General features: G+C 31.4%; 14 protein-coding genes. 2 read left to right on the top strand and 12 right to left on the bottom strand.

All coding sequences use genetic code 11. The annotated features are described in order from the left end of the window. Positions 1-15 precede the first annotated feature (15 nt). From AB8S09_RS02385 to AB8S09_RS02425, 9 genes are all read right to left on the bottom strand, one after another. On the bottom strand, positions 16-1,968 hold the full coding sequence (locus AB8S09_RS02385) for a DNA polymerase (protein WP_369868433.1): 1,953 nt from the start codon (positions 1,966-1,968) through the stop codon (positions 16-18). Positions 1,969-2,009: 41 nt separating this feature from the next. Further along, a complete protein-coding gene (locus tag AB8S09_RS02390; RefSeq protein ID WP_440132412.1) occupies positions 2,010-2,549 on the bottom strand; it encodes a DUF2815 family protein in 540 nt (179 codons plus the stop codon). 21 nt (positions 2,550-2,570) lie between these two features. Then, positions 2,571-3,695: a DUF2800 domain-containing protein gene (locus AB8S09_RS02395; protein WP_369868435.1), complete on the bottom strand. Its 1,125-nt coding sequence runs from the start codon at positions 3,693-3,695 to the stop codon at positions 2,571-2,573. Continuing rightward, entirely contained in the window at positions 3,695-4,009 is a 315-nt protein-coding gene (locus tag AB8S09_RS02400; protein WP_369868436.1) for an rRNA biogenesis protein rrp5, read from the bottom strand. Before AB8S09_RS02400 ends, AB8S09_RS02395 begins: the two co-directional genes overlap by 1 nt. Then, the gene (locus tag AB8S09_RS02405; protein WP_369868437.1) at positions 4,010-4,222 is read right to left on the bottom strand and encodes a helix-turn-helix domain-containing protein; all 213 of its coding nucleotides are present in this window, start codon (positions 4,220-4,222) and stop codon (positions 4,010-4,012) included. Positions 4,223-4,307: 85 nt separating this feature from the next. Continuing rightward, on the bottom strand, positions 4,308-5,093 hold the full coding sequence (locus tag AB8S09_RS02410) for an ImmA/IrrE family metallo-endopeptidase (protein ID WP_369868438.1): 786 nt from the start codon (positions 5,091-5,093) through the stop codon (positions 4,308-4,310). Then, complete coding sequence (locus AB8S09_RS02415; RefSeq protein WP_195509882.1) at positions 5,093-5,467, bottom strand: helix-turn-helix domain-containing protein; 375 nt, start codon at positions 5,465-5,467, stop codon at positions 5,093-5,095. Before AB8S09_RS02415 ends, AB8S09_RS02410 begins: the two co-directional genes overlap by 1 nt. Positions 5,468-5,915: 448 nt before the next feature. Continuing rightward, on the bottom strand, positions 5,916-7,433 hold the full coding sequence (locus AB8S09_RS02420) for an Eco57I restriction-modification methylase domain-containing protein (RefSeq protein WP_369868439.1): 1,518 nt from the start codon (positions 7,431-7,433) through the stop codon (positions 5,916-5,918). A gap of 179 nt (positions 7,434-7,612) precedes the next feature. Further along, entirely contained in the window at positions 7,613-8,545 is a 933-nt protein-coding gene (locus AB8S09_RS02425; protein ID WP_369868440.1) for a hypothetical protein, read from the bottom strand. Between the two features lie 266 nt (positions 8,546-8,811). On the opposite strand from AB8S09_RS02425, the gene AB8S09_RS02430 reads away from it, so the two are divergent. Both AB8S09_RS02430 and AB8S09_RS02435 read left to right on the top strand, forming a co-directional pair. Beyond that, positions 8,812-9,495 (top strand): helix-turn-helix domain-containing protein, encoded by a 684-nt coding sequence (locus AB8S09_RS02430; protein WP_369868441.1) that lies wholly within the window; start codon positions 8,812-8,814, stop codon positions 9,493-9,495. Then, positions 9,489-10,385, top strand: a complete 897-nt coding sequence (locus AB8S09_RS02435; RefSeq protein WP_369868496.1) for an IS3 family transposase — start codon at positions 9,489-9,491, stop codon at positions 10,383-10,385. The genes AB8S09_RS02430 and AB8S09_RS02435 overlap by 7 nt, the downstream gene beginning before the upstream one ends. Before the next feature lie 504 nt (positions 10,386-10,889). Here AB8S09_RS02435 and AB8S09_RS02440 read toward each other — a convergent pair. The 3 genes from AB8S09_RS02440 to AB8S09_RS02450 all read right to left on the bottom strand — a co-directional run bounded on the left by AB8S09_RS02440 (position 10,890) and on the right by AB8S09_RS02450 (position 15,393). Then, positions 10,890-12,323 (bottom strand): hypothetical protein, encoded by a 1,434-nt coding sequence (locus AB8S09_RS02440; protein WP_369868442.1) that lies wholly within the window; start codon positions 12,321-12,323, stop codon positions 10,890-10,892. 122 nt (positions 12,324-12,445) lie between these two features. Continuing rightward, a complete protein-coding gene (locus AB8S09_RS02445) occupies positions 12,446-13,342 on the bottom strand; it encodes a DUF5655 domain-containing protein (RefSeq protein WP_369868443.1) in 897 nt (298 codons plus the stop codon). A 413-nt stretch (positions 13,343-13,755) separates the two neighbouring features. After that, positions 13,756-15,393, bottom strand: coding sequence for a hypothetical protein (locus tag AB8S09_RS02450; RefSeq protein WP_369868444.1), 1,638 nt, complete (start codon positions 15,391-15,393; stop codon positions 13,756-13,758). Positions 15,394-15,496: the final 103 nt, after the last annotated feature.

Raw genomic sequence — 15,496 nt, forward strand, 5'->3', positions numbered from 1 at the left:
TTTTCACCACCTTGCTTAATCTTTTTTATAATAACTTGTTTCAAACCCGTCTGCCTTTAGTGGAAGTCCGGGAGCCCATTCTATAGGTTCCCCCATAATTTTATTTACTTCATTTAATGATCCAAAGCCATTTGGTACATCTAATATCACTTCATCATGAACATGGAAAGCTATCTTGTATCCCGCTTTATCGAGTCTTAGCATAGCTTCTGCCAGACAGTCCCTTGCAATTGCCTGAACTATATTTTCAGTAAGCTTTCCTCCATAAGTATTGAGTCTTCCCCACTGCTTAGTTCCTTGCTCTATTCCTTCATAAGTTAGCTTAGGCTTATTAAATCTAACATCTGTTTCAATTCTAGGTCTTACATAAGCAAGGCTCCTGCCTGACGGAAGCTTAATAAATAGAACTCCACCTCTACACGAAAATTCAAGTCCATACTGCATTTTCACTACTTTCTTTTCATCTACTGACTTTATTGCTGCTGTCTCAATTTTCTTCCAAAGTCTTACTATATTAGAGTTTGATTCTCTCCAGGCTGCAACAATCTCCGGCAGTTCTTCTTCCTTTAATCCCATCTTTACAGCTCCCATAGCTATAAGTGCACCACTGCTTCCTTGATATCCACAGGCTAAAGTTGCTACTTTACCTTTCTGCCTAAGTACATATTCGGGATTACCTTTTACTATCTTTTCAATTGGAACTCCAAACATCTTACTTGCTGTCATTTCATAAATCTTTCCGCTGCTTTTAAATGTATCTATAACCCACTTTTCTCCTGCAATCCAGGCTATAACCCTAGCTTCAATGGCACTAAAATCTGATACGATAAATCTTGAATTGTTTGATGGAATAAAAGCTGTCCTTATAAGTTGGGATAAAACATCCGGTATACTATCAAATAAAATTTCTAACATTTCAAAATTCCCTGCTTTAAGGAGCATACGTGCATCTTCTAAATTATCCATATTATTTCTTGGTAAATTTTGAGTTTGAACCAACTTAGAACTCCATCGCCCAGTTCTATTTGCTCCATAAAATTTCATAAGTCCCCTAACTCTTTCATCATGGCACATAGCTCTTTTCATAGCTTCATATTTTCTAACAGAAGTTTTGGATAATTCTTGCCTGAGCTCAAGTACTCTTTTAACCTTATTATCTTCTACTTCTCCTAGTAATTCTTTTACCTTTTCTTTAGATAAGCTTTTAACCTTTATACCTTTAGTTTCAAGCCACTCTTTTAATTGAAACGGACTATTTGGATTTTCAAGATTTGTTAAAGCCGCAGCTTCTTTTATCTTTTGATTTTGATAAACTTCATCACACTTTATAGCATTTTCAACTAGTAATTTATCTATCTTAACCCCACCATCATTTATTCTCTGGTCCAGTGCCCACAGCTTCCATTCATTTTCTGCAGCTGGATACCTATCTAACTTTTTTCTTATAGTTCTTTCAACTTCTACATCCTGTTTGCAGTATCTTTTAAATATCTCCCATTTTTCTCTATTATGTTCTGGCAGATTGCGGGTTCTTCCATTATTAGATTTGGTAGGCTTACAGGGCATAGAAAAGTATCTAAGGAGAGCCTTTCCTTCACTCATTTTTTGTTGCTGAAGATTCATGCATTTAGCTACTTTATCAAGACTTGTTGGAAGTCCTAATTCAAGTGAATGAACAGCACTGCATCTCCACTGCTCTGGCGGCATAAATTTGTTTAAATACTTTGCTAAACACGTTCTTTCAAAGTTAGCGTTAAAAGCGGTTTTAATAATCTTAGGATTAATCAAATCTCCTATTACAGCTTGTGGTAATTTCTCACCACAAGCTAAGTCTATAATTTCAACAGGGTTATCATCATAAGCATATGCAAATAATAAAATTTCAAAATCTGAAGCTTCTACATAAGCATAGACTCCGCATTTTATAAGATCTGTGCTGGAATATGTTTCTACATCAATAGCTAACAATTAACCATCTCCTAAATGAGTTAGGGAGATTTCTCTCCCTTCTAGTCTAAAAAATCATCTTCGACTTCTACTGGTTCAAAATCCTCCTCAGCTTTACTTCTTCCTCCTAGTGGTTCTCCGTCTTTTAACTTTTGTAGATTTTGAAGTCCACAGGCTATGCCCTTATTCCCATTTGCATTATAGGCATAAAATACAACACTGGCTCTGCCATAACATCCACTATAAAATTCACTCTGATCTAATATAGGCTGTACATTTTTGTCCACAACTCCAGGTTTCATGTTGCTGTTAGCATTTATAAAATAGCTGTCTGCATAGGCTTCATCATCAGGTTTGTCTATATCTCCATCTCTAAGAGGAATCTTCAGATTAGACGGTATCTTACCTCCAAGTTTTGATATACCTTCCTTTTTTGCCTCTTCAATAGCAGTTTTAATCTTTTTAATTGTAGCCTTATCTGATTTTGGAATAATGAAACTCACAGAATATTTTGCATCTCCACCATTGATACTCTTTGCTTCCCATACATTTGCATAACTAAATCTTCCTACACCGGTTATTACCTTTGTTAAATTTGACATCATAACTATCACTTCTCCCTTTTATTTAAAATCTAACTCTGCAGTATTTTTTATTTCTGGTCTTTTATCACTCTCAACCACTAAGGTCAATTTGCCTTGAGGTTTGTAAACTAAATTATTAAGCAATTCCTTAAACTTCTTTTTACCCATAGCTTTTTCCATAGCTGTAATACCTAATAAACTTTTAGAATATATATCTTCTTCTTTATATCCTGCATCTATTAAAGTTTTAGAAACAGCTTCTTCATCACTATATTTTCTGCTGCTTCTTCCCTCTACTAACTTAAAACCATCCCATTTCTTATTTTCATTTACAGCTTTATCAAGTGCATAGGCTTGGATATCATTTGCCCATTTTTGTAGTTCATCTATGCCTGACAATATTTCTGTAATTTCATCATCATTTAAAAGCGGACCTTTTCTAAAATCATATTGTGCCATTTTTACATTTTCTTCTGCTCTTGCTCTGCAATTAAATTTAGCTCTGCAGAACCTGCAGTGCTCCCCGGCACAAAATTCTCCTTCACCTTTTATGGCAAGATCTGCTTTTGGTTTTACTACATCTTCTGCCCATTTAATCAAGTCATCTACAGTAATTTCAAAAGTTGATATGTTGTCAAGTCTCGGCTGGCAAATAGTCATTCTTACTTTTTCAATGTCATAAAGGCTGTCAAATAAATTAAGAGCACCTATGGCATACAGCATCATTTGAGGATTATGAGCAGCTGAAACGTCTACACCTTTTCCATATTTCAAATCAACAATATCCAGAATCTTATCAGCAACAATAACAAGATCTCCAGTACCAAAAGCATCTTTTACATAATTACTGAAGTCCAATTTTTGTTCCACTAGAATAATTGGATCTTTTGATCTAATTTTAGCTTCTGCTATAAGTTCGCAGGCATAATCAAAATAAATATCTGTATAATATTCCAACTCCTTTTCATCAAATTCACTCTTTGGTTTTTTTATCTTTATTCCAAGGTACTTTTTTAGTTTATATTCAGCTAATGCATGAGCAGCAGTACCTTCTGCAGCAAAAATACTATCCTTATTTTCAAAGTTTTCTTCAAGCCTTGCAGAAGGTGGACATTGTATCCACCTGTGAGAACTCGAAGCTGATAAAAGTGCATGTTCACCCATTAAATCAACTCCGCTTTTTTTAATAACTCAGAGTATTTATCCTTTGGTATATCAGTTAATTTTTTACCACCAAATTTTTTAATAAGTTCTTTCACCTCTTTCTGCTTACCATCTTGTGCAAGCTGTGCAAGTACTGCTCTCACCTCTTCTAAAGTTGTAGTTTTAACTTCTTCCTTTTCTTTTGATGCTTGTACTTCTTTAGGTTCTTCTTTTATTTGAACCCCTGTTTTCATTTGTGGTAACGCTTCAGCTAAAGCTAGTAAAGCATTCATAATATCTGGAGAATCAACTCTCACCCTAATATTAATATCCATCTATAACACCCCTTTCTTTTTAAATAAAGTATCTACTGACTCTTCTGGAAATACTCTTAAAAGTCCACTTGCAACCTTGCAGCCTACTCCTCTTTTTCCACTAAGAACCCTACTTATAGTTCCTTTTGATACATTAGCTTTGGCAGCTAACTTATTTTGAGATAAACCATTTATCTCCATTAGTTCTTTCAATTTTGAAGAATTTAAATTCATAATCGTCCCCCTCTTATGTTACCTTTTATGCTTGTTAGCTAATTTGCTAACATAAAGTTAAAAAAAGTATGTACTGAACAGCACATTAGCAATATGCTAATTGTGCTGTTTCTTCCCTTACAAGTTTTAATTGCCTCAGCCTAATTGAAGCTGCCTGTATTGATACGTTAAATATTCCAGCAAGTTCTCTTGACATATCATTTGCAAATTCATAAGTATCAAAATCTCTATCTAAAGTTATATAATCATCACCAATACCGACTTCTTTAAATATGTTTTGTGCCGCTATTATAAATGTCTTTTTAGGCATTATCAAACATGATGATGTATAATTTGCCTGCCATTCCATCCAGTCATTGTCTGTTTTAAATGTTCTTTTCTCTGGATAATCTTCAAAACTTCTTCTAAGGCACTTTATTGACTTAGCTTCTTCATTATCTAACATATCAAAAATATTAAGCTGATCTTCATGCGTCTCAAACATTTCTCTATGCAGCATCCAGTGGCCACATTCATGTGCGTTGGTAAACCTGCATCTTCCTTCTTGATCTTCTGTAAGTAAACCATTGTTTATAACTACAGTACCTTTTTTCACATATATATCCTTGTACTTATCTTTTTCTAAATCGTATACAGTAAGAATTCCGTTATTAAAAGTTGTTAATCCAAGAACACTTCCATCTGGTGTTATATCTGCATAATCAACTTCAAGATGTAAATAATTTTCTAAAAATTCTTCTATTGGTGTTGGCATAGGTTTTTCTAATATTTTCGAATCAAAGTCCCCTAAATATGCTTCCGCAATTTCTTCAATATCACCTTTAGAAAGAACTGGCAGACCGTTACTTTTTCTTTTAACTTCAATGTGCACTAGGCTTTGCCTCCTTTTTCAGTTAGCTTTTTAACAAACTCATCCCAATCCTCCTCTGTTGCAACTTCTCTAGCTTTTCTTAATGCCACCCTGACTTTTTTAGACGACATAATATATTCCGGGAGATCAGGTGCTATAGTGTTCTTACCTTCTCCTGCTAAATCAAACATTGTATGTTTCTCATCCTCAGTTAATTTTAAAATTTTAGCTATTTGTATAAGCCTATCCATATCCGGCGGATATCTTCTGCCTTTTTCAATGTCACTGAGATATGCGGGAGCAATTCCTAGTTCAGCGGCCATTCCTCTCAATGTTATTCCGAGTTTTTTTCTTTTATCTGCTATAAATTTTCCAAAACTAAATATATCATCCATTTTATTACCTCTCTACGCTGTATAGCGTGTTCGCATATCTGATAACATTATTGTACAGGAAACAGTTTCCATTGTCAAGATTTTTTATTAAATTAATTTATTGTATTACTTAGAAATAAAAGCATACATTTTCATCATTTTGATTAATAATTTAATCATTTAAAGTATAAAATTTCTAGAACCTGCATGCTATCTCAAAAAAGGTGGACACTTCGGAACTATGAATTCTCTGAATATCACATATTTACTATTCCTTTTAGTTTAATAAAATTTTCCATTACATCAGCTTTAAACTCTTGAGTATACCTTTTGCCATTACCCGACTTTTTCTATCTAGATCATTGCAGTCATCAATTTAAGTACATTTCAGGCCGCTCTATCTTCTATATCCATAAAGAATCTTTTTTCGTTAACTTGTTAGCTCAGATTTGTAACTATAAAATTCTGTTTATATTAAGTATAAACTACTAAAAATTGAGTTTAATTCATTATGGATACTTCTAATAGCAACCTCATCTTCTCCATTATATATACAATTAATGATTGTTTTAACCTTATGGATAATAAAGTTAAACATCTCTTCATTAGGAATAATTACTGGTATCTTTTTTATATAGTTTGCTGAATTGTTAGCTGAGGGATTAATAGTAGTAATTATATCTCTAACAATATCTGAATTAAGCAAACCTAATAAAAATAAAGTATATTTTTCTTGCTTAGGAAATACACCAACTACAGATTGATCAAAAACCATATTTGAAATCAATGTAGCTCTAATCATACTAGACTTAACCATAGGAAGAACTATTCCTTGTTTAAAATAGAATTGTGAGTTTTGAAACCGAGCTTTTTTGTCATTATTATAATGGTTTACTGCTTCAGCACTCCAATTTACAAACCATGGGTATTCTTTTCGCAAATATCTACTATTTGAACTTCCCTTAACAATTGGAATGTATTTTTTTTCGGATAAACCATTAATTAAATTTGGTTCTTCAATATATTCATTAGCAATTTCATCCTCTGAAATTATTTCATATCCCTTTGAATTTCTTACATTTAGTGATTTCACTTTCATAAACCTTTTATTGTCTCCTACATATATTCCAGTTACACAATTGGCTATATCACCTAATCTACATTCAGCATTATTAATAATTTCATTAATTTGTTCATTTATATTCATATAAAAAGCGTGATTTGGATTATTATAAATATCTTGTTGATTTAATTCCATATAGTTGAAGTTATTAGCCTTACCTTCTCTAACTAAATCAATGTCCTCTTTCTCCTTTAATCCAGTAATCAATCTAAGTGTATGATTTGTTGCAGTATTTTTATCATTTTCCTTTTGCAATGTTATTATAGATAATTTAGAATATCCAAATTGAACATTAGGAAAAACTTTTGAAGGAAAAGTTATTACTTCAATTATCTTTGTATTTGTAAGTATATATTCTCTCAAACTAGAGTGTCTATGTAAAAATAGAAAAGTATCAGGTATAATAAAAGATAATTTTCCTTTGTTTTTTAATAAAGATATACACCTAAGCAAAAATAAGGAATATGTTTCTTTCACATAATAGCCACTGTACTTTTCTTTTAGATCCGCTCGCTTGTCATAATCTAACCAAGCACCATAAGGCGGATTTCCTATAATCCTATCATATTCTCCTCCATTTTTAACATATTTGTCTAGATCTTCATTAAAAAGTGTATCAGTATGAATTACATTAATATTTGGCTTATTAGAATACTTGTTTTTTAAAACTTTAACCGCTTCTTGATTTAAATCTAATGCATCAATTTTAATATTTGGTACTTGCTCGATAAGTTTATCGATGAACACACCATCTCCAGCCGATGGCTCTAAAACTTTATGCTGTTCATTAAAATCAAGCATTTTACACATATAATTTGTTATATAGTCACACTTAGTATAATAAGAGCAATAAATATTTCCCATATCAAAATCTCCTTCCTCCATAATCTTTGATTTTCTTTAATATGCTCACTTATTCTTAGATTTCTATAATTAACTAACGCTCCTTTACTAAAAATTCTGACTTAAGTTAATACTTAAGTCAGAATTGATTATACCATACTATTCTTTAATATCAATCATTTATTAAAACTGATATTTTCCTACCACCAAGTCAAATAGTAATCAAGGAACGTTTGATGTTGTCTTGATGTAAAATTACTTTTCATATAATTAATAGTATCTTGATTAAAATCCGTTGAGAATTCTAGCTGATTTTCACTAATACAATTTAAAATGTCAAAACCAGTAAATTCTTGAACCATATTATATACTTCTTCTCTTCTTCTAACTTTCCATAATCCAGAATCTTCAAGCTGTCTTAAATAATTATGTCCAGCTCCCTGAATTGTTCTAACTGCTAAAATACATTTATACGGCTTAGTTGTTAAATGATAATAATTAAGTAAAGAATAAACCCTTGCTACAGAAAGCAGCCTATCTTTATTCCCTTTTTCATTGCTTCCATAGCTTCCTTTAAAATCTATAATAAATTTTTCATTTGAATTTTCAAACAACTGGTCTGAATCCAAATTAATACCTTTGCCCAAAAGATCCCAAATTTTCGTATATTCAGTATATATCCATTTTTTCTCGATATCTGATAAGCTCATCCTATCCAGTTTATTTCTATATGATATCTTAATTTTGCTCATAACATCAACAAAACTTGGGGCTTTAAAAATAGATATTTCTTCATTAACAGGATACTTCCAAGATACTTTAATCAACCTTTCCCATAGTTCCCCGCTCCTACGTGAAAGATCCATACTATTGTACGCCCATAAGGCATTCCTTCTTTCTAAAGAAACAACTGTCCAACAATATGTAGCAAGAAATATTTTTTCCACCCTTTCATTTCTCTTCATATATCTTTTTTCAATTTGTTCTATAATTTCTGCTTTAAGCTTGTCCATATTTTTATCCATTTGTTTAGTTTTACTTTGATTAGTTGTTTTTATTGAATATTCCTTTCTAAAAGTATCCTCTGAGTTTTTCCTAAAATATTGAAGCAATTCAACTTTTGTATAATCCACAAAATCCTCTCCTCTATTAAATTATCTAATATATGCTATATTCTATTATACTACCATACATCTGTATATTTAATTTAATGCTCAGCTTTTTATCATCAAAAGATGACCATAGTTTCTTAGCTTTTACTCAAACAAAACTTGCAATTGATATTTTCCATAGATTTTTATAAATCATAAAATGAGATGACACATCACCATTGATATGCTCCCTTCTAGGTAGACAAGTGAAATAATAAAACTTGTTTACTTAGGAGGGAGTATTTTCAATGTCATTTAAACATAAGTTTTCCTTTGAAGAAAAAGTAAAGATTGTAACTGAATATCTTAATGGTACTAATGGATTCAGAGAAAGCTGTCGTATATATAACGTAAGTCAATCTGGACTTAAAGATTGGCTCCGTTTATATAAGACTTTTGGAATTACTGCATTTAAGGAAAATAATAAGTGCAGAAAATATTCTTCATATATAAAGAAAAATGCAGTACACGATTATTTCAGCCGTAGGCTTTCAGTACCAGAAATTTTAATTAAATATAAAATGCGTAGTACAACTCAACTCAGAAAGTGGATTATAAAGTATAATAGTCATGAGGAATTAAAAACCTCTGGAACAGGAGGAACAACTATCATGACTAAAGGACGAAAAACCACTTATGAAGAACGGATTACAATAGTTAAATGCTGTATTGAGAATGAAAATAACTATGCTCAAACAGCTGAAAAATATCAAGTATCATACCAACAGGTTTACACCTGGCTTAAAAAATATGAGACAAACGGAGTTAAAGGACTGCTTGACCGCAGAGGTCATATTAAACCTGAAGATGAAATGTCAGAGTTGGAAAAACTTCGCGCTGAAAATCGTCTGTTAAAGGCAGAAAACAAGCGAAAAGAAATGGAGATGGAATTCTTAAAAAAACTCGACGAAATAGAAAGGAGGCGATTTTAAGCCAAGTTCAGAATGAAAATATTTATGTAGCGATTCAAGAAATACACAATGAAAAAGAATATCCTATTTCGGTATTATGTAAATTTGCAGAAATTCCACGTTCTTCTTATTATAAATGGTTAAGCCGCAAAGAAAATAAAAATGAAATGTTTAATAAAGTATTGATACTGCTAATAAAAGATGCCTATGAGGCAAAAGGTGGAATTCTTGGATATAGACAAATGACAATAAAGTTGAATAGAGAAAATGATTTTCATATCAATCATAAACGGGTTTACAGACTAATGCAGATACTAAATTTAAAGTCTGTTTGCAGACGAAAAAGAAAGAAGTATATTAAATCTACTCCACAGGTTACAGCGGATAACATCCTGAACCGTAAATTTATAGCAGATAATTTTGGTGAAAAATGGCTTACTGATGTAACAGAGATGAAGTATGGTACAAGCAGTAAAGCCTACTTAAGTGCCATATTGGATTTGAGTGACAAGAGTATTGTTTCATTTGTCATTGGTCACTCTAATAACAATGATCTTGTATTTAAAACCTTTGATTTAGCTCATGAGAAATATCCTGATGCGAAACCAATTTTTCATAGTGATCGTGGATTTCAATATACTACCAAGGCATTTAAGAAAAAGCTAAATGATGCTGAAATGACACAAAGTATGTCAAGAATATCCAGATGCATTGATAATGGTCCAATGGAAGCATTCTGGGGAATGTTAAAATCTGAAATGTATTATTTAAAGTCTTTTAATTCCTACAATGAACTTAAGCAAGCAGTCACCGATTACATAGATTATTATAACACTGGTCGATACCAAAAGCGATTAAACTGCATGACGCCATTAGAGTACAGAATTTATTTAAAAAATAAAGCAGCATAAAAATATATCCAACCATAAAACCATGGTTGAATATATAAAAACATTTTTATTTTTTCATCTGTCTACTTGACAGGGAGCAGTTCACATAGTTACCATTACATATATTTTTTTCAAAACCAAACAAATATCTAAATATCCTTAATTTCACGTAAAAAAAACAAACCTACATTTTCAAATTTTTATCTATCATTATCTGCTAAGAATACACATCCTAATTTAAAATTCCACAAATATATATTTTTATAATTAAAATCAAACTTCAGCTCTTAAATTTTCTTACTCATTTTAGTTCAAAAAATTAAAAGTCCCTGAAATCAAGAACTTTCTATTGTATCAATATTATAGTTTACGTATGGCTAATAGGGCTTGGATCAATGTGAACTCAGGTTGAGACTGTAAATTTCGCCTTTTTTACATATGTTCGTTCGTGGGAATAAAGCAACAGCTATTTTTTAAGTTTTGACGTTTGTAGGAATATATCTTTACAAAATAATTTCAGCAATTTTAATTTTTAATGTACTCAAAATTCATTATACAAATCATATAAAGCACAGAAGGTACTACACCTTCCTGTAATGCTATATAACTAATACTTGCATTCTGTTGTAAAAATTCTTTTTCACTTGTTGTAGAATGATTAGGATTTCTCTTATTCATATCTTCTTTAACTAACTTACACAATCGTTGCATTTCAAATTTAGGAATCTGATTTATCTTTTTAACTATAGTCTCTTTTGTGACTGCATCATCTGATAACGCATTGAATATATCAATAAATTTTTCAAAATCTTTAATTGCCAAATTGTAATTACAATTATACGTCTTAACTTTGCAATCTAATGCTGCCCATAGGGTATTCACTTTCTCACATTGAAATAACTCTTTTGGAAAGTGGTTTTCAATAAACATTCTATCTCTTTCATCATAGTAATAGAAAATTATTTTAGATAAACTTTTATTGTTCAATATAGCATCAAAAATATGCGCATCATTGTTAGGAGATATTCCTATAATATACAGTTCATTTTTTATTTTACTGAAGCTATCAAAGTGGTATTCTGTTGCCATATTCAACTCTGGATGTAAAATCTTTGTCATAATCATTTTATATTCTAAAGGCTTTTCTTCTTTTAGTTTTTCTACCTGCTTCTTAAATTCCACTTCATCTGCATACCTATTTGCAAAAGTTTCGGATTCCATAATTAAGCGATGATTATCACTTATTATTTTATATTTTAATTTGCCACTATAACTCAAAAGGGCATTACAAAAACAATGTATCATATCATCAAGAACTACAGTTTCACCAGCGTTTCTTCTAATGTAACCTAAAACATTCTTTTCATTTTCACTATTTGTTAAAACTGAAAAGTCCCCATGAAGATGGTAAACTTCTTTATGTGTTAAATTCTCGATATTATTATCGTAATTCAAAGTATATATGTTATCAAAAGATTGAAAAAATCGTCCAACTTTTTTATTTTCTTTCATGCCTTTATAAATTTCTTGAATTTTACCACTATTAAATATTGCATCAAGTATTAAATATTCAAACCCTTGTACAGCTAACTGCCTATTTTCCTCCAAATCAATATTTTTTAAAAAGAACATATGAACAACAAAAAACCAATCTTCAAGCATAATATCATATGGATTCTCTATCAAAGAATCATAACGATTTTTAAAATCTTTTAACGCATCTGTGGTGTCTATATCTATAGCAAAAGTATCATACTCACCATCACGAATTTTGTTACCTTCTCCAACAAAGTTTTCTAATAAATTAACTATCTCACTCCCTGTAAGCCTATTTCCAAATAATCTTTTATAACTATCAAGTTTGGCACGATATTTTATCCTCTTCATAATAAAATTGCTACTATATGCAATCCCACCAAATTGAATATTAATACCATTACCTAATAATAAATTTTTCAAAATAATGTCCCCCTATTTACTTTTATTCTGTTGCAAATTAATCACCTTTTACATACACATATTTATAATTACCTCTCCGCTAACTACTAAAAAGTAATTTTTGAGAAATCATTTCAGGCTGATTAATTCATTTCATAAGCCTTATCAATATATTCCTTAGCCTTCTCAAAATCCTTAGCATTTTTTATTGTGAGTTCCAAATCTCCAGTTCCCCAATGGCCAACTTTACTTACATCTCTTGTAAAACCATTTTCAAGCACAATGTCTTCTGGACTTAACCTTAAATATAGCATTATGCTTTTCATCCTAACTTCTACACATACAATATTTTTTATTTTCTTAAATGCACTATACAATTTTAATTTATTTTCCGTAACATCATCGCCTAATGCCAAAACATAGTCTCTAAGAGAATAATATAATTCTCTTAATTTTGAACTCGTCGTTTCCAATTGTTCATCAAAAGTTTTATCTGTACTCTGTTTAACTACTTTTTCTGTATTCGTGTCCTTAATTGCTGTAGCTACATTAGAATTTATCAGGTCAAACATCAAAAGTTTCTCTCCAAATTTTTTATATCGTATTAAATCTATATTTCTATTTATTTGTTTTACAGCATATTCATCATATTTAGTAAAATCTCCCGCTATGCAAATAAGGCGTGGCATACTCCAATCAAGCTTATCTGAGAATTCCTTTCCTAATGTATTCATAACTAAAAGTTCAAAATCAGCTTTATGATCCAAAAGCCAATCCAGATAAAACAATCCTTGATTTATTACATTTTCATTGCTAGCTCTTTTATATTCAAAAATTACAGGACAATTATTTTCATCTATGCCTAAACTATCTATGCGCCCTCCATTTGATGTTGTATATTCACTTTTAAGAAAGTTGACGCCAAAAAATACAGACATATTTTTTTCAATTAATGTTTGCAATTCTCTCTCTAATGTTGCCCATTTAGCTGGCAGCTCTTCTACTTTATCATCTATTTTAAATAATTTTATATCAGACATTTTAATCGCTCCTAACCACCGTTTTACATAAATATTATAGCACAGGAAATTTCAATTCATAATCTTATATCAGTTAACACACATTTTGTCTATATAAAAAAGCCTTAAGTGCATCACCTGCAACACTCAAAGGCTTTCTAGCTTAATAACTTTTGCTATATTTTCTTTTTCTTACCGTTTACTAACCCTGTATCACTAAACATATACAACCTTTAACATTTCCTAATCCCAGCTATACCAATGTCTCTAACTGTCTTTTCTTTTAATCTTAACAACTGTCCCCACATGTCTAATAACTATAATATTGATACAATTTAGCGACTTCTTCATTGAAGGTATCGATTTTAATATTGCTAAACTGTATATGATTTCTGCTAAAAGGTGCACTGTATTTAAATCAAAACTTATTTTTACTAATAATATGATTTTCTAATGGCTTTTCTCTCTTCGTTTTCGCCATGTTCTCTCTCACCTAATAACTCATCTTTTCTATCTACCGTTGGATCATACCAATCAGCCTTTTTCTTTGCCCATTCAATCCATTCAGCAGCCTTTTCATCATTCACGTCAACTTTTGATTCTAAAGCATTTATATATGCTCTGATTTTACAGGCTGTATAATAATCCTGTGACATATTTGTTAATGCAATAGTCTTATCAACTTCCTCATTATATCGAATTCTACGTTCTTCACGTAGCCTTTCCTCCTCAGCTTCTTTCCTTTTCGCATCTTCAAAAGCTTCTCGTTTTTTACGAACCACTTCAGATTCTTCATAGAGTTCTATTAGCATATCACCGAGCCTAGATTCTACCTTTTCCTTTTGGGAATCCCTAAAATGTCTACTTTTACGGATACAAATTCTTAGTTTTCCATTGAAAACATAATCATATTTTCTAATATTGGGTTGACTTGCCCATCCATTATGGCGTTTTGCATCTTCATAGATAACTAATTGCTGTGCTTCCTGCCGGCTAATTTCATGATTGATTTTATCTTGAGCTTCAAATACTTCAAAAGTTACATGTTCGTTTCTAATTGTAAGTGAAAGATCTTCATTAACTGAACCACCCAGCGACTCAACTTGACGATAAAGAGTATCAAGAATACGATAAACACGTGGAAGTGTTTCATTTGAAATGACACCAGCAAGAAAAGGAGGTCGATTAAAATAATTTTTAAAACTTCTTTGGGAGCCTTCCGGTTTTTTGTCGTCTTTATTCCATTCCTTTACTTTAGCTTGGTAAGCTCTGATTTTCTTATGCAATTTTACATTTTCATCTAATACTTGAAGCTGCTCCGCTGCAATTAATACCTTTTGCCGTTCGTCTGCTGTCAAAAAAGCAAGTGTCTGTTGTGTCACATTTTGCACTTTAATACCTTCAAAAGTTTTTGAACCAATTTCTTCAGCAATTCCTTTTGCAGCAGGAAGATGAGGCCTTTTTACTTTTTCCCCAGCATGAATCCTTTCCCAATATCCTCGTGGGGGAACAGGCACATTCAATGATTTGCAAACCTTGTGTATCACAACATCCGATACACCATATTGAAGTGCCACTTGAACAACTGATTTTGACCATACCTCTTCATATAGCTTTTCACGATTATAAATATTTCGTTCTCCTGAAACTGTACGATAAGCAAGCTGACTATTATTTCCATCTATAATTTCAACGTCTGATTGTTTCCTGATACCTTCAGTCTGTACTATATCTATAGTATCACCTAGTATTTTTGATTGGCTTTTCTCTGCTTTCACTTCACCTATGGTTTCAGAGGAAGATGAATGTTTTAAGTGTTTTGGTATAATGTTAATAGGAAGTAAAACTTCACTATGAGAAGATTTTGGCAGCGGTGTTTTAGAAACTGGTTTTCCAAAACTCAACTTAGTCCAGTACCCTGATGGTGGAATAGGGAGTTCTATCTCCTTGCAAAGCCTAAGCAGTTCAGCATAGGGAACGTTATATTTCTTTGCAACACCAGATGCTGAGATTTCCCATATTTCTTTATACAGAAGTTCTCTACTTATTTTAATGAATTGTTCCTCAGGCATATCAATCCCTCTTTTCCATAATTTCTTTAGGTTTAAAGTGTACTATTTTTCTCTTCAATATCTTTCTCTTCAGAATCAAGCGAAAACGCATATTCGAATAATT

The sequence above is a fragment of the Clostridium lapidicellarium genome, assembly GCF_041224415.1.
Classification (GTDB): Bacteria; Bacillota; Clostridia; order Clostridiales; family Clostridiaceae; genus Clostridium_B; species Clostridium_B lapidicellarium.

Coding starts and splice junctions, on each gene's coding strand:
- AB8S09_RS02450 (WP_369868444.1), bottom strand. CDS start 15,393: ATGCCTGAGGAACAATTCATTAAAATAAGTAGAGAACTTCTGTATAAA.
- AB8S09_RS02420 (WP_369868439.1), bottom strand. CDS start 7,433: ATGGGAAATATTTATTGCTCTTATTATACTAAGTGTGACTATATAACA.
- AB8S09_RS02395 (WP_369868435.1), bottom strand. CDS start 3,695: ATGGGTGAACATGCACTTTTATCAGCTTCGAGTTCTCACAGGTGGATA.
- AB8S09_RS02430 (WP_369868441.1), top strand. CDS start 8,812: ATGTCATTTAAACATAAGTTTTCCTTTGAAGAAAAAGTAAAGATTGTA.
- AB8S09_RS02405 (WP_369868437.1), bottom strand. CDS start 4,222: ATGAATTTAAATTCTTCAAAATTGAAAGAACTAATGGAGATAAATGGT.
- AB8S09_RS02400 (WP_369868436.1), bottom strand. CDS start 4,009: ATGGATATTAATATTAGGGTGAGAGTTGATTCTCCAGATATTATGAAT.
- AB8S09_RS02390 (WP_440132412.1), bottom strand. CDS start 2,549: ATGTCAAATTTAACAAAGGTAATAACCGGTGTAGGAAGATTTAGTTAT.
- AB8S09_RS02415 (WP_195509882.1), bottom strand. CDS start 5,467: ATGGATGATATATTTAGTTTTGGAAAATTTATAGCAGATAAAAGAAAA.
- AB8S09_RS02445 (WP_369868443.1), bottom strand. CDS start 13,342: ATGTCTGATATAAAATTATTTAAAATAGATGATAAAGTAGAAGAGCTG.